24 protein-coding genes are annotated in these 21,929 nt (G+C 52.2%); 17 read left to right on the top strand and 7 right to left on the bottom strand.

Translation table 11 applies throughout. The features are described 5' to 3' along the window. Window positions 1-49 precede the first annotated feature (49 nt). Window positions 50-979 (bottom strand): ribokinase, encoded by a 930-nt coding sequence (locus CO251_RS16960; RefSeq protein WP_103376985.1) that lies wholly within the window; start codon window positions 977-979, stop codon window positions 50-52. 94 nt (window positions 980-1,073) lie between these two features. Between CO251_RS16960 and CO251_RS16955 the strand changes: the two genes are divergently transcribed. Next, window positions 1,074-2,018: a glycoside hydrolase family 68 protein gene (locus tag CO251_RS16955; RefSeq protein WP_103376984.1), complete on the top strand. Its 945-nt coding sequence runs from the start codon at window positions 1,074-1,076 to the stop codon at window positions 2,016-2,018. Here the strand turns inward: CO251_RS16955 and CO251_RS16950 are convergent. From CO251_RS16950 to CO251_RS16935, 4 genes are read right to left on the bottom strand one after another with little or no spacing between them, the layout of a single operon-like run. After that, window positions 2,015-2,881, bottom strand: a complete 867-nt coding sequence (locus CO251_RS16950) for a carbohydrate ABC transporter permease (RefSeq protein ID WP_103376983.1) — start codon at window positions 2,879-2,881, stop codon at window positions 2,015-2,017. The genes CO251_RS16955 and CO251_RS16950 overlap by 4 nt on opposite strands. Window positions 2,882-2,905: 24 nt before the next feature. Continuing rightward, on the bottom strand, window positions 2,906-3,787 hold the full coding sequence (locus CO251_RS16945) for a carbohydrate ABC transporter permease (RefSeq protein WP_103376982.1): 882 nt from the start codon (window positions 3,785-3,787) through the stop codon (window positions 2,906-2,908). A gap of 40 nt (window positions 3,788-3,827) precedes the next feature. Continuing rightward, the gene (locus CO251_RS16940) at window positions 3,828-5,105 is read right to left on the bottom strand and encodes an ABC transporter substrate-binding protein (RefSeq protein WP_103376981.1); all 1,278 of its coding nucleotides are present in this window, start codon (window positions 5,103-5,105) and stop codon (window positions 3,828-3,830) included. A gap of 3 nt (window positions 5,106-5,108) precedes the next feature. Further along, entirely contained in the window at window positions 5,109-6,119 is a 1,011-nt protein-coding gene (locus tag CO251_RS16935; RefSeq protein WP_103376980.1) for a LacI family DNA-binding transcriptional regulator, read from the bottom strand. Window positions 6,120-6,355: 236 nt separating this feature from the next. On the opposite strand from CO251_RS16935, the gene dapF reads away from it, so the two are divergent. Further along, the gene (gene dapF, locus CO251_RS16930) at window positions 6,356-7,213 is read left to right on the top strand and encodes a diaminopimelate epimerase (protein ID WP_103376979.1); all 858 of its coding nucleotides are present in this window, start codon (window positions 6,356-6,358) and stop codon (window positions 7,211-7,213) included. Here dapF and CO251_RS16925 read toward each other — a convergent pair. Next, window positions 7,210-7,875: a DedA family protein gene (locus CO251_RS16925; RefSeq protein WP_103376978.1), complete on the bottom strand. Its 666-nt coding sequence runs from the start codon at window positions 7,873-7,875 to the stop codon at window positions 7,210-7,212. The genes dapF and CO251_RS16925 overlap by 4 nt on opposite strands. Window positions 7,876-8,025: 150 nt before the next feature. On the opposite strand from CO251_RS16925, the gene CO251_RS16920 reads away from it, so the two are divergent. The 15 genes from CO251_RS16920 (at window position 8,026) to hslO (ending at window position 21,711) form a co-directional block, all read left to right on the top strand. Continuing rightward, entirely contained in the window at window positions 8,026-8,559 is a 534-nt protein-coding gene (locus CO251_RS16920) for a hypothetical protein (protein WP_103376977.1), read from the top strand. A 108-nt stretch (window positions 8,560-8,667) separates the two neighbouring features. Beyond that, window positions 8,668-8,979 carry an extracellular matrix/biofilm regulator RemA gene (remA, locus tag CO251_RS16915; protein WP_103376976.1) on the top strand — a complete coding sequence of 104 codons (312 nt, stop codon included), beginning with the start codon at window positions 8,668-8,670 and terminating at the stop codon, window positions 8,977-8,979. Then, complete coding sequence (gene rpoZ, locus CO251_RS16910) at window positions 8,976-9,188, top strand: DNA-directed RNA polymerase subunit omega (protein ID WP_103376975.1); 213 nt, start codon at window positions 8,976-8,978, stop codon at window positions 9,186-9,188. Before remA ends, rpoZ begins: the two co-directional genes overlap by 4 nt. A 5-nt stretch (window positions 9,189-9,193) precedes the next feature. Continuing rightward, on the top strand, window positions 9,194-10,399 hold the full coding sequence (gene coaBC, locus CO251_RS16905; RefSeq protein WP_103376974.1) for a bifunctional phosphopantothenoylcysteine decarboxylase/phosphopantothenate--cysteine ligase CoaBC: 1,206 nt from the start codon (window positions 9,194-9,196) through the stop codon (window positions 10,397-10,399). After that, the gene (locus tag CO251_RS16900; protein ID WP_158246410.1) at window positions 10,392-10,823 is read left to right on the top strand and encodes a MaoC/PaaZ C-terminal domain-containing protein; all 432 of its coding nucleotides are present in this window, start codon (window positions 10,392-10,394) and stop codon (window positions 10,821-10,823) included. The genes coaBC and CO251_RS16900 overlap by 8 nt, the downstream gene beginning before the upstream one ends. Then, complete coding sequence (priA, locus tag CO251_RS16895; protein ID WP_103376972.1) at window positions 10,820-12,964, top strand: primosomal protein N'; 2,145 nt, start codon at window positions 10,820-10,822, stop codon at window positions 12,962-12,964. The genes CO251_RS16900 and priA overlap by 4 nt, the downstream gene beginning before the upstream one ends. A gap of 35 nt (window positions 12,965-12,999) precedes the next feature. Further along, window positions 13,000-13,482 carry a peptide deformylase gene (def, locus tag CO251_RS16890; RefSeq protein ID WP_103376971.1) on the top strand — a complete coding sequence of 161 codons (483 nt, stop codon included), beginning with the start codon at window positions 13,000-13,002 and terminating at the stop codon, window positions 13,480-13,482. Further along, window positions 13,479-14,402, top strand: coding sequence for a methionyl-tRNA formyltransferase (gene fmt, locus CO251_RS16885; protein WP_103376970.1), 924 nt, complete (start codon window positions 13,479-13,481; stop codon window positions 14,400-14,402). The genes def and fmt overlap by 4 nt, the downstream gene beginning before the upstream one ends. Further along, window positions 14,399-15,733 (top strand): 16S rRNA (cytosine(967)-C(5))-methyltransferase RsmB, encoded by a 1,335-nt coding sequence (gene rsmB, locus CO251_RS16880; RefSeq protein ID WP_103376969.1) that lies wholly within the window; start codon window positions 14,399-14,401, stop codon window positions 15,731-15,733. Before fmt ends, rsmB begins: the two co-directional genes overlap by 4 nt. Continuing rightward, window positions 15,733-16,791 (top strand): 23S rRNA (adenine(2503)-C(2))-methyltransferase RlmN, encoded by a 1,059-nt coding sequence (gene rlmN / locus CO251_RS16875; RefSeq protein ID WP_103376968.1) that lies wholly within the window; start codon window positions 15,733-15,735, stop codon window positions 16,789-16,791. The genes rsmB and rlmN overlap by 1 nt, the downstream gene beginning before the upstream one ends. Further along, the gene (locus tag CO251_RS16870; RefSeq protein ID WP_103376967.1) at window positions 16,788-17,525 is read left to right on the top strand and encodes a protein phosphatase 2C domain-containing protein; all 738 of its coding nucleotides are present in this window, start codon (window positions 16,788-16,790) and stop codon (window positions 17,523-17,525) included. The genes rlmN and CO251_RS16870 overlap by 4 nt, the downstream gene beginning before the upstream one ends. Beyond that, window positions 17,515-19,389, top strand: coding sequence for a PASTA domain-containing protein (locus tag CO251_RS16865; RefSeq protein WP_103376966.1), 1,875 nt, complete (start codon window positions 17,515-17,517; stop codon window positions 19,387-19,389). Before CO251_RS16870 ends, CO251_RS16865 begins: the two co-directional genes overlap by 11 nt. Before the next feature lie 24 nt (window positions 19,390-19,413). Beyond that, complete coding sequence (gene rsgA / locus CO251_RS16860) at window positions 19,414-20,271, top strand: ribosome small subunit-dependent GTPase A (protein ID WP_103376965.1); 858 nt, start codon at window positions 19,414-19,416, stop codon at window positions 20,269-20,271. Between the two features lie 195 nt (window positions 20,272-20,466). After that, the gene (locus CO251_RS16855; RefSeq protein ID WP_103376964.1) at window positions 20,467-20,691 is read left to right on the top strand and encodes a hypothetical protein; all 225 of its coding nucleotides are present in this window, start codon (window positions 20,467-20,469) and stop codon (window positions 20,689-20,691) included. Between the two features lie 141 nt (window positions 20,692-20,832). After that, window positions 20,833-21,711, top strand: coding sequence for an Hsp33 family molecular chaperone HslO (gene hslO / locus CO251_RS16850; protein WP_242968671.1), 879 nt, complete (start codon window positions 20,833-20,835; stop codon window positions 21,709-21,711). Here hslO and rpmB read toward each other — a convergent pair. Then, the gene (gene rpmB, locus CO251_RS16845) at window positions 21,708-21,899 is read right to left on the bottom strand and encodes a 50S ribosomal protein L28 (RefSeq protein ID WP_103376963.1); all 192 of its coding nucleotides are present in this window, start codon (window positions 21,897-21,899) and stop codon (window positions 21,708-21,710) included. The two genes, hslO and rpmB, sit on opposite strands and share 4 nt — an antisense overlap. Window positions 21,900-21,929: the final 30 nt, after the last annotated feature.

Raw genomic sequence — 21,929 nt, 5'->3', positions numbered from 1 at the left:
GGGCCTATGCCCTAGATTTGTGTGGGGGAGGGTTACTGATGACGGCTTACTAGCCAGCAGAATGATAATATACGGTTTTCCATAACGACATGATCTCCGAACCGCTAGCTAAGCTTTGTGCTGCTCCAATCTTAGTAGCAGCTAAAGCTCCTGCACAGCATCCAATTTCACACGCCGATTCTAGGGAATGTCCATTGAGAAGAGCAGTAGCAAATGCACCGTTAAAAGCATCTCCAGCCGCAGTGGGATCAACGGCGTAAACTTGCGGTGCCGGTATGGAACGCGCTACGACATCTCTTTCTTGGAGCAAGACGCCATGTTCACCTTGGGTCACAATAATCGCCTGTAAATTCGGATAGCGTTTCCAAACTAGATCGATAGATGCCATGACGTCATTATCCACACCCGTGAGCATCATTAATTCTTGGCTATTGGGAGTAAGAATGTCAGCTTCTGATAATAACTCGGGGCTCATCCCTGTTGTTGGGGCGGGATCGCAGATAACAATGCCGCCGCGCTGGTGAATTAGTCGAGCCGCTGCAAGTGACGAAGAAGGGGGAATTTCACCTTGAAGAAGTAATATACGGGACGTGTTCCTTACTACACTTTGCACAACGTCTTGTTCCGTAAGGTCTGCATTGGCTCCGGGAACGTGTAAAATGTATTGATTACCGGGTTCAATTATGGGGACTGCGCAAGAGGTTGCCGCCGAGTTGGACCGACTAATGCTATCCGTTCTAAGGCCATAGTGCGTGAGCTCAGCAAGAACCCATTCCCCAAACGAGTCACGTCCAATTTTACCGACTAATTGAACGTTAGCTCCGCACAATTGACTTTGCAATCCCTGGTTAACAGCCTTTCCTCCTAGATTCATACCAGGAGAAGAAACCTTCAAAGTTTCACCTGTTAACGGATGTCGTGGCAAAATCATGGGCAAATCAACAACAATACTACCAATGACCAAGACGCTTTCGCTCATCTAAAATTATCTCCTATCGCGTACTGTAAAGATTTGCTTCGTTTTTCTCTTTTGTCCTAAACCTAGTATCATGTAGGTAGGAGGACTGATAGAGATGTTATACAGTCAAAAATTACGGATTTGGGACTTTTGGACCGCTACCGACCATGAAATTCACCACATATTTTATTTAAAAGCACCGCGAATCGGCAATCCTCAAGATCGCCATGACCAAGCAGTGATTGGTCACGCCATATCACGCGATTGGTCCCAATGGGCTGCCCAGCCTGATGCGTTGACTCCTGCAGCGTCACCCGCATGGGATGATTTATCTCTGTGGACTGGAAGCATTATCCCATCGCATGGTGGCGATTGGTTGATGTTTTATACTGGCCGGGACAAGCTCACACGCACACAAAATATTGGAATGGCTCGGTCTAATGATTTAGTTCATTGGAAACGAATCGGAACTAAGCCAATATTTTTGCCTGATGCCCGTTGGTACCGCATGCCGAATGAAGAATCTCCTGAACGCTACACTTGGCGTGACCCTTATGCGGTATATGATGTAACCACCGACAATTATTATCTTTTCTTTTCGGCGCATGCTCAAAATCAAAAACTAGGGTGCGAAGGCGCTATTGGTGCCGCTGTCTCTAAAGACCTTAATCATTGGACGGTTTTGCCTCCTGTTCTTAACCCTGGTTGGATCCGAGATATGGAAGTTCCTAGTGTTATTCAAAAAGATGGGGTTTGGTTTCTGTTTTGTTCGGTGAAAGCGGAGTGGTATGGAGCCGATGCGCCCATTGAAGCTCGTACCACCACATTGTGCTTCCAATCATCGACGATTTTAGGACCGTACACCTTGCATCCTATGGATAATAGATCTTCCGACTTGTGGTATGCATCCCGACCTGTGTTTGATAATAGCAGGGGATGGATGCTAATGGGATGGCGAATGGGTGCCGAGGAAGGGCATCCTGAGATTTTTCGTAACTATGCGGTAGATGACCCTAAGCCCCTTTCGTGTGTTCCCGAAAGCAAAGTAGACGTGATTTAGCCTTTTGTACCGGTTGTAGCAATTCCCTCGACGATTGCTCGTTGTCCCGCCAGATATAGAATGAATACGGGAATACTGATAAATACCGTGGCGGCCATGAGTAAATTATATACAGTTGCAAATTGTCCTTGAAACGCGACGAGCCCTAATTGAACTGTGTACATCGATTTTGTTTCAGTAAAAAGAAAGGGCAGGTAGAAAGAGTTCCACTCAGCAATGAAGGTTAATAGTGAAAGCGTAACTGTGGCGGGTTTGGCTAAAGGCCAATAAACTCGCCACAGTACCTGCCAAGGATTCGCCCCGTCAAGCATCGCCGCTTCTTCAAAAGACTGCGGAATTGTTAAGAAGAATTGGCGATAGAGGAAGATACCAAATGCGTTGACTGCGGTGGGAACGATGAGAGCACCAAAAGTATTTATCCAGTGTAGGTCAGCCATAAGGACAAATATGGGCAAGGCAATAACCTGAAATGGGATAATCAATGTGGCGATGAATCCTACGAATATGGCTTGGCGGCCAGGGAAATGCATGCGAGCCAAGGCAAAGCCGGCCATGGATGACGTAATGACTTGGAGCACAGTAACCGATATTGCCATAATAGCTGTGTTCAAAACTTGTCGCGCAAAATTCGTATAAATCCATGCGTCCTTGTAGTTGACCCAGTGAGGATCGTATGGGAACAATGGAACTGAACCGGTGCTAATGGCTGTGTTGGAGCTTAAGGAGCCGACGATAATCCAATAAAAAGGGAACCCAAATATCACAATCGCGACAATCATAAAAAGTCCATACCACCATGTGTGGGGTTGGGTGATTTTCCTAGGAGGAGAACTTAATTGAGAACGCTTTATAATTGTTGCCATGTCGAACCTCCGTCTGGTCAGGAATTACGATGCGCGCGTTGAGTCTGTAGTAAAGTAACGAACCATGCCGATAGTGAGAATAAGAACTACCAGCAATAGTAAGGTGGAGGCAGCTGCTGCTTGGCCCCATGTATTATGCACAAAGGCTAGGCGCCAAATATAATAGACGAGGGTTGTGGTGGCGTGGACAGGGCCACCGTCTGTCATGACATAAATCGCCGAAAATGCTCGAAAACTGAAAATCAGGTTAATGATTAGTACAAAGAATGTGGTTTCCTGCAACAGAGGCCACGTGATAGTTCGAAACTGTGTCCATCCTCCTTGAAGACCATCAATAGCGCCAGCTTCGTATATTTCCCGTGGAATAGTCTGTAGGCCCGCTAAGTATAACACCATGTTGTATCCCGACATTTTCCATGTATACATCGCTATAACATAGGGGAGGGCATATGCGGGATTATTGACAAAATTACCGGGATGTAGGCCAAAGATATTTAAGACGTGGTTAAACAATCCCGAGGAACTCCCCATCCAGACCCAAGCAAGACCAGCCGATACAAATGAAACGAGGTATGGAGCAAAACTAATCCCGCGGAGGAGGTTGCGAAAAGGAAAGGGGCGGTTGGCCATTAAGGCCAACCCCAATCCGATAGCAATGCTCGGTATTACAGTGCCGACTACAAAAATCACTGTGTTGCGCAAAACCATATCAAAGATTGGTTCTGCAAAAAGGTTGCGATACTCGCGAAAACCCGAAAAAGGTTTAATGGCAGTCAATCCATTCCACTGATGAAAGCTGAGCCATACGATATACGCCATTGGGTAATAAAAGAAGACGGCTGTGAGGAGTACTGCGGGAGCTAAGAAAATGCCTACCCACCACCATAAACGCTTCTGCCCTACCATTGCGTTCCTCCTCCTAATTCTCGATAGGGGTTATGATTATTCATTGTGAGCTCGACAGGGCCTGTTGGGCTTGAATGGCTGCCTGGTGCAATGCTTGAGCGGCTGACATGCGGCCATACAGGGCGTTTTCTATCGCGTTGCCGATGTCTGCACTTATTTGAGAGTATGCAGGAATAGGTGGACGCGCCCTGCCAACTGACATGGCCTTGGCAAATACCTCAATGAATGGGTTATCTTTAAGATACTTTTGGAACTGAGGGGAATCTTCCGCTGTTTTAGAAACAGGGAGGTAACCACTGCCCGTATCGTATCCTATTTGGAATGCCGGCGTTGTTACGTATTTTGCAAAAAGGAATGCCGCTTTGTTTTGCGCAGGTGTCGTATTGAAAATAAAGAGGCTTTCTCCTCCAATATTAGTAGCGGCAATTTTGTCTTTTGGAAGCGGAAATGCTCCGTAGTTAACCGCGTGTTGCTGTTGTAATGCGCCATAGTTCCACGGACCATTTATCATCATAGCTACTTTTCCTGATTCAAAGTCTCCGAGCTGATACGACAAATTTAACGGACCAAATGTGGCTACGTGGTCCTTCATGAGGGTTACCCAATAATTGAGGGCCTTAATTCCGGCTGGACTATCGAAGGCGACCCGTGTTTGGGATGAATTAAGCAAATGGCCCCCAGCCTGCCATAAGAGCGTTTCCCAAATCCATACGGTCCACTCTTGATTGCCAATCGGCATTTCAAATCCATAGGTTCCATTGTGCGTCAATTTTTTCGCATCCACAAGAAATTGAGACCATGTTGTAGGAGGAGTGGTAATCCCGGCCTTTTGAAAGAGAGTCTTATTATAGTAGACTCCTAAATCGTTAGCGTCGAAGGGCATTGTCCATACCTTTCCACGGTACATTCCCGTTTTGAGCAATCCGCTAAATATCGTAGAAGGATTAAAATGTTCAGACTTAAAATATTTTTGTGACTCTACGATGGCGTTCGACGATGCAAATTGGCCGGTGTAAGCTGGGGCAATCCACAGCAAGTTAGGCGGATTGTGGGCTGCAACTGCGCTCTCAAGTTTAGGAATTTCGGTATCGGCAGCCCCGTAATTCTGCATAGATATGTGGATATTAGGGTGTGCTTTTTCAAAGAGCTTAATTTGTTTTTGAACATAAGCTTGGGTTTGAGGGGACTGAATTCCCTCTTCAAAGGTCAAATTGATGGAACTGGATTGAGATGAATTAGAAGAAGTTCCACAACCAGCAAGCAATAGAGAACCGGCTGCGGCTAGGGCTAATGGTGCTATTTTCAAATGGCTTGCCATAAATTATCCCTCCTTAGTTTCAAATGGGACGTCACGATGCAGAGCATTATCGCCTCGTGGAATAAAAGTGCATGGTAAAGTTGTCAGCAATGGAATCTCTTCATGGTGAATTTTTTGTAGCAACAATTTTGCAGCCATGACACCAATATCGTGTGTGGGTTGTGAAATTACTGATAATGCGGGCCTTACGAAGATGCTCCACGGTTCTTCGTCTAGCGTAACTAAAATCGTGGACTCAAGAATTCGAGGATAAGTAAGTTGTAAGGTCGAGACAAGCCCCATCGCCATGAGGTTATTACCGACAATCGTAACAGTGGGTTGGGGCTTTTGTGATGCTAGCCAGTGTGCGGCTTGTACTCCCCCCTCATAACGTGAATTTCCTTCAAAAATTGAGGAGTTTGCGTCGTGGCATGCTTCTTCAAATCCGGTGCGGCGTGCTAGGGTGGTTGAGAGTCCAGGCTTGCCGGTGATGAGTGCGAAATTGGAATGTCCTCGGGCTTTAAAGTAAGATACCGCCTCAAACACTGCCGTTTTGCTGTCGGTAACGACGCTGGGTAACTGCGCGGAAGGTAGTTGGCGATCATAGGTGACAACGGGCACCGGGATACTGGTGTAAATGGACGATTCGTCCCATAAAGCCCGCACGGGCGCCAATAAAATGCCATCAACGCCTTTTGCGATGAGATTACTGATTGACTCCGCTTCGCGGTCTACATCTTCTCCAGAATGACTGACAATAACCGTGTAATGGGCATTTCGCGCCATACTTTCTACGCCCCGAAATACCTGGGCAAAAAATGGATTAGTAAGGTCTGCGGCGATAAAACCAATGGTTTTTAAACTATTTGTCCGTAAGCCACGCCCTAATGCTGAAGGCACAAAATTTAATTGCCTCATGCTTTCTAATACGGTGGCGCGAGTGCTCTCAGCAACAGGGCGGGTTCCGTTAATGACATGCGAGACAGTAGCAATCGACACCCCTGCCCTTTGAGCGACATCGCGGATTGTAGCCATCGGGTCTTACCTCCTAACTCGTAAACGTTTACACGTAAACGATTACTATGAGAATAAAAGCAAAATATCTGGAGGTCAAGTCTTTTTTGCAAATTTGTTGGATTGTGTTGTTTGGTTTAATGCGAAATACGTAAGGCCAAATAAAGTCGTGGTATTATTAAAAACCTCTATATTCTCGGATTGGCAGAGGCTATACTGTTTAACAAATTCCTACAAAGAGGTGGACATTTCTAAGCATGGAACCTTTGCGCTTTACCAAAATGCATGGACTAGGTAACGATTATCTTTATATTGATATCCGGGACATGGCCGATCAGCCAGACAGCGTTTGGAGTCATTATGCGGTGCTGATGAGTGACCGCCACTTTGGCGTGGGGGCAGACGGGATTATATTGATTGCGCGCTCTAACGTGGCGCCCGTGCGTATGCGGATTTTCAATGCGGATGGCTCCGAGTCGGAAATGTGCGGCAATGGTTTGCGCGCTCTAGCCAAATGGCTCTTTGACCGAGGTCAATTTCAAAGCGGGCAAGCGGTTGAAACCGGAGCGGGATTGCTCTATCCCGAAATTGTATCGCAAGAAGGCGGCAGTGCCCGCATTATCCGCGTGGACATGGGCCCTCCGCGGCTGACCAGACAAGACATGGGAATGACCGGGCAGCCTGACGCGCACTGTCTTGAGGAACCCTTGGATGTCAATGGAGAAGTTTATAGCATGACGTGTGTTTCGATGGGGAACCCGCACGTGATAATTTTTGGACCCTTATGGGACGAAGACACCATGGCGAAACGGGGGGCAGCCATTGAGCACCATCCCCTATTTTCACGGCGCACCAATGTGCATTCGGTAGAAGTTGAGGATTATACGCATCTAAAAATCCGGCATTGGGAGCGGGGCGCGGGATTAACCTTGGCTTGTGGTACAGGCGTCGCCGCGTCTACTGTGGCGGCGGTTTTAACCCAGCGCACTGCACGTCAGGTCACGGTATCCGTGCCCGGCGGGACTTTGGAAGCCTTGTGGGATGAAGCCACCGGCCATGTCTTTCTCACCGGTCCGGCCCAGGAAGTGTGTGAAGGGACATTTGCGCTGCGTTAAGGCGTGGGTTTTTTACTCGAGGTGGATTTTACTGGGGGATCGTCAGCCACTGGAAGTACCTGACGTTTCTTTTTCTGGCGGTCCCACCACCACCACAGAGCCAATAGCAGGACAATACCAATGGCTACCGGAGCCTCATACTGTTTAACGGCCTCAAGTCCAGAGACCACATGCGGGCCTAAGAGCCAGCCTGCTGTGACGGCAATTAACGGCCATAAAATAGACCCAATAATGGTAAACAACAAAAACCGGGGATAGGGCATCTCAAAGATACCCGCCGGATAAGAAATAATCATGCGTACACCGGAAATCACACGGCCAATGAGCACGACTTTGTCGCCCTTGGTATGAAAGTAATTCTCCCAATAGGCCAGACGTTCCGGAGTGCGGAAGATCCAACGGAAATGTTTGAGTAATAAAGGACGACCCCCAAGTCGGGCAATGAAATAGGCGCCGGTCGCCCCGGTTGTGCTGCCCGCGGCAGCGACAAGAACCACGATGGGATAGGAGAAATGCCCTAACCAGACTTCATAGCCGGAAAATAGCAAAATAATCTCGGACGGACTTGGTACGCCAATGCTTTCGACAAAGAGTACGAGATAAACAGCCAAATACCCCACCTCATTGAGCCAAACCGTAACGGTATGGATTGCGCTTAGCACAGTTCACCCTCCAGCGAGAATCATGTGATTAGGCCCTGTTCATGGAATCGAATGGTGCCGAAAAGCATTGGACGTTTAGTATAGCATACGTGGATGACCGGAGGATATCTGGCCCATTTGCGGGCAGAATACCCAAAGGAGGTGGGGATCATGAGCTGGGTGCGCATGGGAACGGTGTTGAGTGCTGTGGGAGCTTTGGGTATGGCCGCTGGACTGATGGTACAGCCGTTGGTCCATGCACAAGACACAAGAGCTTTCATCCCACAAACAGGGCATTTTGTGTATCAAAGGTTTAGTCGTGATCTGCATGCTGAAAGAATATCGGATTATGATACGAGTCCTTTGTTTTTCGCGGAAGGAAATGCTCACCTAAGAAGTATTCCCGGTCACTTTGGACCACTCGTGCGAACGCAAGTAGCATATGCAGGAAATCAAGTCATGGTGCGGTATGGCCATGGCCTTAATCAAATCATCGTCGTTATGTCTCCCAGTCACCAGCCATTGAGACCGGCATGGCAGTTTACGGAGCATATCAGCGGCTATCCGGGTTTTACCGGGATGACAGACGGTTTATGGAGCACATTGGCCTTTCACGCGGGTAACCAGAACATTACCGTCATTGGCGACCGCGCCTTGGGTCTTTTAGCGCAATGGGCCAAACAAGCTTTTGACAGCTCGTCGTGAAATTAACTCTTGCAGCGTACTATGTGACAGGTTTTGTATGATATCATTTAACACGATATCAGCACCGGCGATCAGTGGCGGTGACGTTATGGCAGGAGGAACCTCGGCTTGGATATAAAACTCGTCAACATAGGATTTGGCAATATTGTATCGGCAAACCGCATCGTGGCAATTGTCAGTCCTGATTCTGCGCCCATTAAGCGCATTATAACGGAAGCTCGCGACCGCGGGGTGCTGATTGATGCTACCTATGGTCGCCGGACACGTGCGGTGATTATTACGGACAGCGATCACGTCATTTTGTCCGCCGTGCAGCCTGAAACCGTGGCCAACCGATTAGCCAGCCGGGAGACCTCTGCTGTGGAATTGGAAGAGGACGAGGATGAAGACGACGAGGTCGTGGAGGAGGAAAAGTCATGAATCAAAAAGGCGTCACAGTCCAAGATTTGACGGACCGGCATGACAGCAAATACGCTTTGGCCGTGGCCGCGGCCCGGCGCGCGCGCCAAATCACCGAAGGCAGTCAGGCTTTGGTGGAGTCAACGGCCAGTAAGCCCGTCACTATTGCATTGGAAGAAATCCGGCATGGGGCCATTTCGGTGGACGTCCCTCCTATTGGCATTAAATAATCTCTATGCGTGTAATCTTAGGGGTTGGCGGCGGTATCGCCGCCTATAAAAGTTGTGATTTAGCGAGCCGCTTGGTTCAGCAGGGCCACGAATTATCGGTTGTCATGACCCAAACCGCTTCTGAATTCGTTGGCCCCTTAACGTTTCGCGCGCTTAGTGGCCGGCCGGTCGCCATTGCAGCAGCCGATGAACCGATGGGGCCGTTGTCTCATGTCCGCTTAGCCCGCTGGGCTCAAGTAATGATAATAGCACCCTTAACCCAAAATTTGCTCGCCCGTTTATCATTAGGATTGTCGTCGGACATGCTGTCATTAGTCTTTCAAGGATTTCAAGGCCCTATTATTGTCGCGCCTGCCATGGAGCCGGAAATGTGGCTGAGCCCCCAGACCCAAAAACGGATGGAGGACCTGCTTGATCAACGCCAGGTGGTGGTCGTTGGTCCGAATCATGGCCGCATGGCGTCAGGCTATATGGGACCAGGCCGGATGGCAGAGCCTGCAGAAATAATCGACGCGTTGTGGCGTCTTGCCAAGCCAAAGAACTTGGCCGGGGTTTCGGTCGTCATTACGGCGGGGCCGACATGGGAACATTTTGATCCGGTTAGGTTGCTGACGAACCCATCGACGGGGTCCGTCGGCATCGCGTTGGCCAAAGAGCTTTCGGCGCGTGGAGCCCAGGTGACAGTGGTGCACGGTCCCGGCGTGTCCACCGTGAAATGGCCAGGGATTCGTTATGTGGCGACCGAATCGGCGCGGGATATGTTAGACGCCGTCGCAGCGCTTATGCCCGCCGCCGATGTGTTAATAGGAGCGGCTGCGGTTTCCGATTTCCGACCGGTTCATCCGGCAAGCCAAAAAATGCCCAAGAGTGCATTGGAGCAGGCGTGGTTAATGGAGGCTAACCCCGATATTATGGCGGAAATGGGCCGCTTGTATCATGACTCCAAGATTCTTATCGGATTTGCAGCAGAAACGCATAACGTGGTGGCGTCGGCACTCGCGAAGGCAGAGCGCAAAAGGCTTCATGCGATTGTTGCGAACGCAGTGGGAAAAGGGCTGGGGTTTGGCGAAGGGGAATACCAGGCGGCCATTTTAAGAGGTGGCGACGTGGACGGCACCTTAGAACCTATGACCAAAGAAAGACTAGCAGAAAAGGTGGCAGAGCTGGTCACGGATTTGCACACAGCAAGGAGAATGTCTGACCGTGTTTGATCGTCCTTTTGACCGCATAGCCGTTGGCGATGAATATATCAGTCCTGCGCGCACAGTAACGGCTGAAGATTTGACTGTGTTTGCCAATTGGAGTGGAGACCATTACCCTTTGCACACGGATGAGGCCTTTGCAGCACAGACACGTTACGGCCAACGGATCTTGCACGGGCTTGGGGTCTTGTCGTTAACCTTTGGCTTGATTCCCTTGAAGGCCCCTGAAATTTTAGCGCTCTATGGCTTAAACCGGGTGCGCTTTATCCGCCCCGTGACCATTGGGACATGCCTGCACGCGCGAGTTCAATGTACCGCGCTTAAAACCGTGCCCCAAGGGGGCTTGGTGACAGTGTCAGTGCGGGCCGAAGATCGAGAGAACGAAGGGTATATGGTGGCGGAAATGGTTGTGTTAATGCGGCGTGGGACATGAGACTGGCGGATGTCGTATTAGACCGTATTGCACGGGGCTTGGACCGTACTTGGACATATGAGGTACCGGCGGGCATGGAAATCTCCAAAGGGTGCCGAGTGCGGGTCCCTTTTGGCAAGGGCAAGGCCCAAGGTATTGTGTTAGCCGTCCGCGAGGCTAATGACGCGGTGCCTAGTGGGCTTAAGTGTATTGAGGCGGTGACCGATAACTACGTCGCCTTGAGTCCTTTAATGGTAGACCTTGGGCAGTGGATGGCTGAGGAATATTTGTGTTTTCCATCCCAAGCATATAAAGCCATGCTGCCGAACGGTTTGGATGCTGAGGAACCTACCTTAGTGCTGGTGGAGGCCGTGGGCGAACGGGCCAAGCGTGCGTCCAAAAAGCAGCGCCTATGGACCATTTTGCGGGAACGTGGACCAGTTTTGCAAACACGCATTCACGAAGAAATGCCGGAACTTGCGGGATCTTTGCGGGGGCTGATTAAAGAAGGAAGCGTCGTAATTCGTCACGTGCTACCCCAACGTTTACCACAATCCATTGCCCCCTCGCCCTTTACATTGACGACCGAACAACAACAAGCGGCTGAACGTATCATCACTTCGGCACCCGGTTCAGTGTGGCTATTAGAAGGCGTGACCGGTTCGGGGAAGACGGAAGTGTATTTGCAGGCCATTGTATCCGTCTTGCGTGCAGGGGGACAAGCGCTTGTCTTGGTGCCTGAAATTGCGCTGACCCCACAGACTGTCCTGCGCTTTTCCGAACGGTTTATCAATATGGTGGGCCTATGGCACAGTGGTTTAAGTCCTGCCGAGCGTACGAAGACGTGGCACGATGTGCGTACCCAGCGCATATCCGTGGTGGTAGGCGTGCGCTCCGCGGTGTTTTTACCATTTGCCAAACTGGGTCTCATTGTGATGGATGAGGAACATGAAAGCACGTATAAGCAAGAAGAGCATCCGCGCTATCATACCCGGGAGGTAGCGATGTGGTTGGCCCGCCAAGCCGGGGTCAAGTTGGTTCTGGGCAGCGCTACGCCGTCACTGGAGACCGCGTTCTATGCGCGTCAAGGTCTCATCGGCTGGATCCGGTTAGACTCGCGCGTGGGGGATAGAGCGCTGCCGCCGGTTACCGTGGTCGACATGCGGCACGAGTTAAAAGAAGGCAACCATTCCATATTCAGCGGCGTCCTGCAAGACGCCGTATCAGAAGCCTTAGAACAGCATGAGCAAGTCATTTTGTTCTTAAATCGCCGTGGTTATGCGAGTTTTGTCCTGTGCCGGGAATGTGGAAAGGCCATAGAGTGTCCGCGGTGTGCCGTGACGATGACCTATCACCAGCACGAAGACGCACTGATTTGCCATTATTGTTTTTATACAACGAAGCCACCGCGAGCGTGTCCGTCATGCCACAGCCCCAAAATCCGTTATTTTGGGGCGGGGACGGAACGGGTCGTCGAAGAGGTGCAGAAACTATGGCCCAACGCGCGTGTATCCCGCGCTGATCGCGATACCCTACGCAACCGTGCAGGCTATGAGGCATTGTATTTTGATTTTGTTGAGCACAAAGCGGATGTATTGGTGGGCACGCAGATGATTGCCAAAGGGATGGATTTCCCTAATGTCTCGGTGGTGGGCATCATTGCAGCGGACGTGGCCTTGCACTTGCCCGACTTTAGACGGGCCGAACGCACATTCCAATTGATGGTGCAAGCGTCGGGGCGTACGGGCCGTGGCAATAGGCCGGGCACGGTGGTCGTGCAAACCTATGATCCCGAGCATTTTGCCATTGCCCATGCCGCCCGGCACGATTATGACGGCTTCTATCGTCAGGAGATTGAATTTCGACAAGAGCTGCAGTATCCGCCTTTTGCGAATTTATGGCTGTTGGAAGTGGCCGATGCCTCTGTTCAAGAAGCCCGGCGCAAGGCCGAACGCGTCGCGCACGTGGTGCAATCGCTCATGGCCTACGGGTGTGAGATACTAGGGCCTGCGCCAGCGCCTTTGCCGAAACTCAGGGAGCGGTACCGCTTTCATATCTTAGTGAAGGGACCCAAATCAGAAGACGTGTATCACGTCTTGCGTGAACTGGAACGGGAAGATTTTGGCTGCCGCATTACAGTTGACCCGTATTATATGCTATAAAGAGTGAGATATGACGATGAACGAGGTGATAAGCCGTGTTAGACATACGGATCGTAGGGGACGACGTCTTGCGCCAAAAGGCCAAACCGGTGCGGCGCGTGAACAAGGAGATTCAAAAGTTATTGACGGAAATGGCCGAAACGATGTATGAAGCAGATGGCATTGGACTCGCGGCGCCCCAAGTGGGGGTATCCCGCCGCGTGGTGGTTGCCGATATTGGAGACGGACTGGTTGAGCTCGTGAATCCTGAGATTTTATACCGTGAAGGCACGCAGACCGGGTTTGAGGGCTGTTTGTCCATTCCCGATTTGATGGGGGAAGTGGAACGCGCCCAGACCATTCGGGTAACGGGACTCGATCGGCATGGACGGCAGGTATGGGTGGAGTGTGACGGGTTGATGGCGCGGTGCTTGCAGCACGAAATCGACCACCTTGATGGGATTCTCTTCACAGATTTGGCCTTGAAAGTGGTGCCGCGCGAGACGCCAGTAGCGGAGGATGAGGTGGTGTTGGACTGAACGGCCCACGGATACTCTTTTTTGGAACGCCCCATTATGCCCGAATCATTTTATTGAGTCTCTTACAAGACCCTACGTGGGAAGTGCGCGTGGTGACGAAACCCGATGTGCCTCAAGGACGGCGTTTGCAGATGACGCCGTCCCCCGTTGCTCAAGCGGCAAAGGAGGCGGGGGTGCAGATCGACAAACCCGCGGTCTTGAAAGAGTTTCGTCAGGCGTGGGAGGACTTCGCCCCCGATCTGATTATTACGGCGGCTTATGGAAAAATTCTTCGCCCCTGGCTGTTGGAATTGCCACGCCGTGGGGCATTTAATCTGCATGCCTCAATTTTGCCGCGTTGGCGTGGGCCCAATCCGATTGCGTGGGCTATTCGGGCAGGCGATACGGTGACGGGTGTGACGCTAATGGCCATGGATGAAGGCGTGGATACGGGGCCAGTGGTGGGAATGTCGGAAGTAACAATAGGGGACAATGCGACGACGGGCTCGTTGACCCAAGAGTTGGCCAAGGCGGCTGGTGAGCTTTTGGTTCAATCCTTAGGCCAGCTTATGGATAACACGGCGGTGAGGACGCCGCAGCCGGAAGCAGGTATTACTTACGCGCCCAAATTTGATCCACATGATGCCCGAATTGACTGGACGCGCCCCGCCATAGAAATCCACCGGCTGGTGCGAAGTATGACACCCGACCCAGGCGCGTATACGGAATGTTGCCAAACCCGTATCAAAATCACCGAGTGTGCGTACGATGAGGGGGAGCAGATGCGAGGGCGGGCTCGTCTTTACGGCAATGCGTGGAAGATTGGAACGGGGAACGGTGTGCTGACGGTGACCAAAATTCGGCCCGCAGGCCGTAAAGACATGACCCCAGGCGATTTCATCCGGGGACAACATATTTCAGGCGAGGTGGTCTGCGAATGACAGAGTCCGCACAGGGGGCGGGTCCCGCACGCCTGGAAGCCTGGAACGTGTTGGAACGCGTTCGTCACGGCGCGGGGGTGAGTGAGGCGCTAAGTGAAGCGGGGAAGCGTTCTCTCTCCCCGGCGGACCGCGCCCTGATGACCCAGATTGTGCACGGAGTTTTGCGCAACCAACGGTATTTGGATGCGTGGCTTGAACCGTTTTTACGAGGCGAACTTGATCCTAGTGTGCGCGATATTTTACGGATGGCCTTGTTCCAAATCGGGTTTTTGGATCGCGTGCCGACGTATGCGGTTGTGAATGCGGCGGTCGAACAAACAAAAACGGTAGCTCCCCGGGCTACTGGCATGGTGAATGCGATCTTGCGGCGGGCGCCCAGTCAGAAGCCTAAAAATGTATCGCTGGGCGTCGAGTTTTCCCACCCGGATTGGATTGTCAGGCGCTGGCAGGCGCGTTATGGACTCGAGCGGACGCGGCACATGTTGTGGGTAGACAACCAAGTACCACCTTTGACCTTACGCGTCAATTTAGGGCGCATTGCTCGGGAGACGGTTTTGGCCCAACTCCAGGCGCAAGGAGTGCGGGCGGAAGCGTCGCGTTATCTTCCCGAAGCCATTAGGGTATCAGGACCCTTATGGTTAGAGGACCTCCCCGCCTTTCAAGAAGGAAACGTGACGGTTCAAGACGAAAGTGCCATGTTGGTGACATGGGCTTTAGATCCCAAGCCGCATGAACGCATTGTGGACCTAACCGCGGGGTTGGGAGGAAAAACGGGACACATTTTAGAGAAAACGCAGGGCGAGGCCGAAGTGACGGCGGTCGATTTAGCCCAAAACCGGCTTTCGTTGTTGCGCGAAAATATTATGCGCTTGGGTTATGCGCATCACGTGTCGATTGTTGGTCAAGACAGCCGGATCTTTTCTTTAGAACACCCGAAGCAATTCGGTCGCGTGTTGCTCGATGCTCCGTGCAGCAATTTGGGGGTTTTGCGGAGACGTTCAGATGCACGGTGGAGAAAGCAGGAAAAAGATTTAGGAGGGCTGGCTACCACACAAAAGGCTTTGCTGGATGCCGCGGTGCGCCTGTTAAAGCCTGGTGGTGTGTTGGTCTATAGTACGTGTTCTGTTGAACCGGAAGAAACGACGGACGTCGTACGCAAGGTGTTGGAGAGTCATTCCACTGTACACATTGAGCCGGTCCAAGATTTTCTTCCCGCGTCGGCTTTTCAGGATTTCACACAGGAAGGTTTCTTGACCTTGCTTCCTGGGGACCTAGGGATGGACGGATTTTTCATTGCCCGGTTACGGGCAGACGTGAGGGAGGCAGAATAATGGCAGAGTCTCAGAAGGTGGATATTTTGTCATCCTCGGTTGAAGAACTTGAACAGCTCATGATTTCGCAAGGCGTACCACGTTACCGGGGCCGACAACTCTTTGAAGGGCTGTGGCGTCACAGAATTGCCAATTACAGCGAGCTTACAGTATGGCCCCAAGCTCTGCGCCTGTCCATGGAAACGGCCTATCCCTTAAGACGCGTCGAGCCAAGTCGGGTCCAGGAAGGGCACGACGGGACCCTCAAGATTTTGGTCAAGCTATTTGACGGGCAACAAGTCGAAACGGTGGTGTTGCCCCATGACTATGGGTATAGTGTCTGCGTCTCGAGTCAAGTGGGATGTAACATGGGATGTCATTTTTGTGCCTCGGGCCTCTTGAAACGGTCGCGCAACTTGACAGCCGGTGAGATTTTGGACCAAGTGCGTTTAGCCAATGATCTCATTCAGGAGCGGGGCCATGTGATTAGCCGCGTTGACTTAATGGGCATTGGCGAACCGCTTGATAACTATGACAATATTGTCAAGTTCATGCGTTTAGCGCATGATCCAGCCGGGTTGAACTTGAGTTATCGTCACTTTACGGTGTCGACGAGTGGACTGATTCCTAGAATCTACCGCTTGGCGGATGAAGGGCTGCCGGTAACCTTGGCGGTCTCGTTGCACGCCCCGACGGATCCCCTCCGGCAATCATTAATGCCTGTGGATAAAGCGTATCCGATTGCGCCCTTGATCGCCGCGTGCCGTTATTACGGCGAGAAAACCGGGCGTCGGGTGAGTTTTGAATATGCCCTGTTAGCCGGCGTCAATGACTCTGATGAGCAAGCACGGCAGTTGGTCGACATTTTGTCAGGCTTTTCGTGTCATGTGAATTTGATTCCGTGGAATCCGGTGCCGGAGCATCCATTTACCCCATCATCTAAAAATCGAGTCGAACAATTTCAACGCATCGTGCAGGAAGGTGGGATTTCCTGTACCATACGAAAGGAAATGGGACAGGAAATTGATGCGGCGTGCGGTCAGTTACGGCGGCGCGAGGAGGCAAAGGTATCACCGTGAAGACGTTTGGCCGATCAGATCAAGGGTTGGTGCGGAGTGAAAATCAAGACGACTTTTTGATCCGCCCGGTAGAAAATGGCGGCTATTTAGTGGCGGTGGCCGACGGTATCGGAGGGGGACCCGCTGGGCGGCGGGCCAGTCATTTGGCTTTAACCACCTTAGACAATGCGGTAGGACTTCTGGTATCGGACGTCTCGCGGCTCACCTCTGCTTTTTCCTTAGCCAACCGCACCATCTTTGCTATGGGTCAAGACAATCCCGTCCTCGAAGGCATGGGCACCACCTTGACGGCGGCAGTGCTATATCCCGATCGGCTCTTGTTAGCGCACGTGGGCGATTCGCGTGCGTACCGTATTGCCCAGGACCAAATTATCCGGCTCACCATGGATCACTCCGTGGCGGGCGAAATGGAGCGAGCGGGAACCATAACGGCGCAAGAAGCCTCGGAGCATCCGAAGCGGCATGTCCTCACGCGAGCGCTGGGACCGTTCGACAAAGTGCGGGTGGATGTGGCGGATATGCCCTGGACGCCCGGCGACTTGCTGTTATTGTGTACAGATGGGCTCACCTCGGTAGTGCCCGACGAGGAGATTTTGCGCATGTGTATGGCCTATTCGGGGGAAGACCTGATTGATCACCTGATTGGGGGCGCTCTGGGCCGAGGAGGTCCGGATAATGTAACGGTGGTGGTCGCAGTGGATAATGCAGGTGCGGGTGAGACCGATGGTCGGTAAAATTTTTGGAAGCCGATATGAGGTGTTGGAACGCATTGGCAATGGGGGCATGTCTTTGGTCTACCGGGCCCGGGACATTACCCTCAATCGTTTAGTGGCGGTCAAGATTTTGAAACACCAGTGGGCAGAAGACGATGAAGTGGTGCACCGCTTCGACCAAGAGGCGCGGGCCGCGGCATCGTTGGTGAACCGCCATATTGTGCAAATTTATGACGTGGGGCGCGAAGAGCCAGACATTCATTATATGGTGATGGAACTTGTCGCGGGCGAGACTTTGCGCAGTAAACTAGACCGGGAGGGCGCATTGCCCATTGCTGAAGCCTTAGATATTGCAGATCAGGTGGCACAAGGGTTAGAGGCCGCCCATGCCCAAAAAGTGGTGCACCGCGACATTAAACCTCAAAACATTTTGATTGCCACAGATGGTACCGTCAAAGTCACGGATTTCGGCATTGCCTATGCCGCCACATCGGGGACATTGGTCAATACCGGTTCGCTTTTGGGGACTGTTCAATACTTAAGCCCCGAACAAGCCCGCGGCAAAATTGTAGGACCTCAGTCGGATTTGTATTCATTAGGCATTGTGCTGTTTGAAATGCTGACAGGCAAGCTGCCTTTTGAGGCGGATAGCCCGATTGGGGTGGCGATCAAACATTTGCAAGACACCGCACCCGATGTGACGCTATTTCGCAGTGATGTTCCTGAACCGGTCGCGAAAATTGTGCGCAGAGCGCTGTCCAAAGATCCCGCCGAACGGTATCAAAGCGCGCAAGCGATGCGCCAAGACATTCAGCGTGCCTTGCATCCTGAAGAGCATTTGCCCGAACCTGTCCCGTCCCCCGTGCCCCAGACGCCCAAACCGGCCAAAAAGAAACGGCGGTGGGTGCCATGGGCGGTGGCGGGAGCCATTGTGGTGGCCTTACTCGGTGGGGGCATATTGGCCTTCGAGCACTGGATCTATTCGCCGGTGGTCACGTTGCCCAACGTTAAAGGGCAATCGCTGGGACGTGCTAAAGCCCAGCTAGGACGCTTAGGGTTAACGGTCAGTGTGACGGGCAAAGCACCTTCATCGCATTTGCCGAAAAACTATGTGCTGGATGAAATTCCCCCAGCGGGTACCCAAATCAAGGCGGGGCAAAATGTGGAGGTCGTGGTATCCACAGGGCCACAGCAAGTAACGGTGCCGGATTTGAAAGGGCAAGACGTCTTTCAAGCCGTTCAAAATCTCAAGACAGAAAATCTTAAGGCGATTATTCACCACGTTAAGAGCAATAGTCCACAAGGGGAAGTCGTGCGTCAGAGCCCTGCGCCCAATGCGAGCTTAGCCGAAGGCCAAGCGGTCACCTTATGGGTATCCAAGGGACCGGCTGAAGCTGTGGCCGTTATGCCCAATTTGGAAGGCTTGTCGGTCGAGCAAGCGGCCAGCTTGCTAATCGCGATGAATGTGACGGTGGGCACGCCGACCACCACCTACAGCACGGAACCGGTGAATACGATTATTGATCAGAGTCCGGAACCGTATTCCAGTTTAAATAACACGACGTCGGTCAATGTAACCGTGTCCCAAGGACCGAGTCCGCAAAGTGCTCATTTGCCCAAGAATATCACCCTGGCCACATGGCAAATTCCTAACAGCGCGGCGCCCAAATCGGTTCTGAAAGTGGTGGTGACGGATAGCGCTGGCAACGAAGAGGTCTTTTATCAACAAGTCAACCCAGGTCAGCAGATTCAAATTCCGGTGACATGGTACGGCACATCCGGTCAGTTGCTCGTCTTTCTGAATGGGCAAGCCCAAGCCCCGCAGCCTTTAGTGGCGAATGGCAGTACCACCAGCCCCGCGGTGGGTACGACGCCCCCATCGTAAGGCGAGGGTGCAAGGAGGCATAACGTGCAGGGATTGGTTGTATTGCTTGAAGCAAATCGTCCTACCGTGGAAACGGAGGACGGCGCGCGCTATCTTTGTTACTTGCGCGGTAAAATTAAACGGGACCATGGGCGGATCTTGGTGGGGGACTGGGTCGAGATTGAACGTACAGATCCCCACGAGGCGATTGTGACGAAGGTGTGGCCCAGGCGTAATCAGCTGGTGCGTCCGCCGATTGCTAATGTCGCCGGCTTGTTTGTGGTGTTTAGCGCGTCACAACCCAAAGGCAGTCTGGAACTGTTGGACAAGCGCCTAGTGTTGGCACACATGATGGGGGTGGCAGCGGAAATAGTCGTAACCAAGACGGATTTAAACGATGCCGAAGGCCGCCAACACCATGTGATTACGCTATATCAAAATATCGGGTACCGGGTGTGGCCAGTCAGTGCCGTGACTGGGCAGGGCATCAACGCGTTGGTCAGTGCCAAGCGGGAAGGGGTATGGGTTTTGGTGGGCGAAAGCGGGGCAGGCAAGTCCTCTTTGGCCAAAGCTCTGTTGCCACATGAACGCATTGAGGTTCAGGAGTTGAGCCGCATTGGGCGTGGACAGCAAACGACACGGTGGGTACGGCTCTTGCGGACCGGGACGTTTTGGTTGGCCGATACGCCGGGTTATACAGCCTTAGAGACCACGGTTAAAGACGCGGCCCGCATTCGCGATGCGTTTTGGGAATGGGACGGGGCACGATGCCGGTTTGCCAGTTGCTATCATCTTGATGAACCCGGTTGCGCCGTTTTAGACGGGCTACAATCCGGGCGGTTCGACCTTGGCCGTTATGCCCATTACAAGGTGATGTTGGAGCAATGGGTCAAGCCGTATTAGCTGGCGAAAGTTACCACGCGGTTTCTTGATATTCCCGGGGCTGCATGATGACTGAGAGACAGGCTTTCTCGCATAGGATAGCACGGGACCAACCAAGGTGGTCACCCCCGTTTGGCCTTTTACCGAAAAAACCATGCACCATTTCCTGTGGGTTTCGTAGCATGGGGAGTGGACCGGTAAAAGGGGGGTGAGGGGATGGGGCGGTTTCGTCATTACGCATATGGCCCCCGGCAAGTCCTCAAACGCCGCCTAGGAGGAGCAGGACTGTCAGTAGCCGGCGGCTTGTTGATTATTAAAGTCTTGCCGCTATGGATTTGGCCTTTGGCAGTGGGCCTGTGGCTGGTATGGGCCGCACTAGGTCCCGTGATCGTGGGGCTTGCGCTGTTATGGCTCGGGTGGCGCTTGTTGCATCGTTGGTAAGCAATCCAGTCCTATTAAGAACGTGGCGAAAAGGAGAGGATCCCATTATGCAAGTGCAAGTGGTCAAAGTGCCGCGGATTGTAGGCAAGATCTTACAAGTTGTGTTAGGGTTTTGGTCTAAGGATAAAAAATAAGGTTGGGGTGATTATCACGGATTATCGCAGAAAGGCGACGGCAGCACAGGGCAGTTTGCGTCTTATTGCAGCCCATACGACAAAGACGGCACTCGCTATTCAACGCGTGCATAACGCGTCGCCGGTCGCTGCCGCCGCCATGGGGCGGCTTGCGACCGCAGCGGCGATTTTGTCCTCAGATTTTAAAGATCCCGCGCTGATGCTTGTGGAAGTCGAGGGCAGTGGCCCTTTGGGGCGCGTGGTGGCTGAAGTGCGCGACGGAGGGCGGGTCCGCGCCAAGGCGGACCACCCTCACATTGAGCTGCCCTTGCGCGCCGATGGCAAATTAGCCGTGGGACAAGCTGTGGGAGTGCCTGGTGTATTTCGGGTGACGCGTGAGGACTCCTCTGGGGCCCTATATCAGGGACAAGTGGCGTTGGTGAGCGGAGAAATTGGGGAAGATTTTGCCCAGTATTACACCTTGTCGGAGCAAATTCCGAGCGCTGTGGCCGTCGGAGTGCTGGTGGGCACATCGGGGGAGATTATGGCATCGGGAGGTTTAGTTATTCAGGCCTTGCCGGGCAGTCAAGATGTGATTGACACGGTTATTGAGCGCTTGCCGCGTTTAGCTCAGATTAGTCACCGATTGGCCAATCATGAGACGATTGAGGCATTGGCCGAGGATGTAATCGGGGGCGCGGTCCATTGGTTCGATCCCGAACCAATTTATTACGGGTGTGAATGTAGTGAAACCCGGAGTTTGGAAATATTATCCAGTTTACCCCGGGTTGAACTTGAAGCGTTAATTGAAAATAAAGGAGCAGAGGTTGTCTGCCATTATTGCCACAGCGCCTACCATTTCTCCTTGCAACAAATTGAACAATTGTTAATCCAAGCCGCCGATTAAATTGCTCGATCGACACGGCCCGACCGTAGGCAACGGGTGCAAACATAGACATGCTTGACCTTGCCGTTGACGCGTGCGCGCACCCGTTGAATATTGGGCTTCCATACGCGTCGGGTCTTGTGATGGGAGTGACTCACATTATTCCCATGTACGGTGTGCTTTCCGCAGACCTCACAGCGAAACGCCATTTTGTGGAACCTCCTCGATGCCATGACATT

Source organism: Sulfobacillus sp. hq2 (assembly GCF_002903155.1).
Taxonomy (GTDB): domain Bacteria; phylum Bacillota; class Sulfobacillia; order Sulfobacillales; family Sulfobacillaceae; genus Sulfobacillus; species Sulfobacillus thermotolerans.
Note: the sequence above shows the minus strand (reverse complement) of the source record. Positions and strands in the feature narration are given on the sequence as shown.

Excerpts from the sequence above, each read along its gene's own strand:
- priA (WP_103376972.1), top strand. The coding sequence starts at position 10,820 with ATGAGACTGGCGGATGTCGTATTAGACCGTATTGCACGGGGCTTGGAC.
- rsmB (WP_103376969.1), top strand. The coding sequence starts at position 14,399 with ATGACAGAGTCCGCACAGGGGGCGGGTCCCGCACGCCTGGAAGCCTGG.
- rlmN (WP_103376968.1), top strand. The coding sequence starts at position 15,733 with ATGGCAGAGTCTCAGAAGGTGGATATTTTGTCATCCTCGGTTGAAGAA.
- rpoZ (WP_103376975.1), top strand. The coding sequence starts at position 8,976 with ATGAATCAAAAAGGCGTCACAGTCCAAGATTTGACGGACCGGCATGAC.
- CO251_RS16935 (WP_103376980.1), bottom strand. The coding sequence starts at position 6,119 with ATGGCTACAATCCGCGATGTCGCTCAAAGGGCAGGGGTGTCGATTGCT.
- CO251_RS16945 (WP_103376982.1), bottom strand. The coding sequence starts at position 3,787 with ATGGTAGGGCAGAAGCGTTTATGGTGGTGGGTAGGCATTTTCTTAGCT.
- dapF (WP_103376979.1), top strand. The coding sequence starts at position 6,356 with ATGGAACCTTTGCGCTTTACCAAAATGCATGGACTAGGTAACGATTAT.
- CO251_RS16940 (WP_103376981.1), bottom strand. The coding sequence starts at position 5,105 with ATGGCAAGCCATTTGAAAATAGCACCATTAGCCCTAGCCGCAGCCGGT.
- CO251_RS16865 (WP_103376966.1), top strand. The coding sequence starts at position 17,515 with ATGGTCGGTAAAATTTTTGGAAGCCGATATGAGGTGTTGGAACGCATT.
- CO251_RS16950 (WP_103376983.1), bottom strand. The coding sequence starts at position 2,881 with ATGGCAACAATTATAAAGCGTTCTCAATTAAGTTCTCCTCCTAGGAAA.
- CO251_RS16855 (WP_103376964.1), top strand. The coding sequence starts at position 20,467 with ATGGGGCGGTTTCGTCATTACGCATATGGCCCCCGGCAAGTCCTCAAA.
- rpmB (WP_103376963.1), bottom strand. The coding sequence starts at position 21,899 with ATGGCGTTTCGCTGTGAGGTCTGCGGAAAGCACACCGTACATGGGAAT.
- CO251_RS16920 (WP_103376977.1), top strand. The coding sequence starts at position 8,026 with ATGAGCTGGGTGCGCATGGGAACGGTGTTGAGTGCTGTGGGAGCTTTG.
- coaBC (WP_103376974.1), top strand. The coding sequence starts at position 9,194 with ATGCGTGTAATCTTAGGGGTTGGCGGCGGTATCGCCGCCTATAAAAGT.
- CO251_RS16960 (WP_103376985.1), bottom strand. The coding sequence starts at position 979 with ATGAGCGAAAGCGTCTTGGTCATTGGTAGTATTGTTGTTGATTTGCCC.
- CO251_RS16955 (WP_103376984.1), top strand. The coding sequence starts at position 1,074 with ATGTTATACAGTCAAAAATTACGGATTTGGGACTTTTGGACCGCTACC.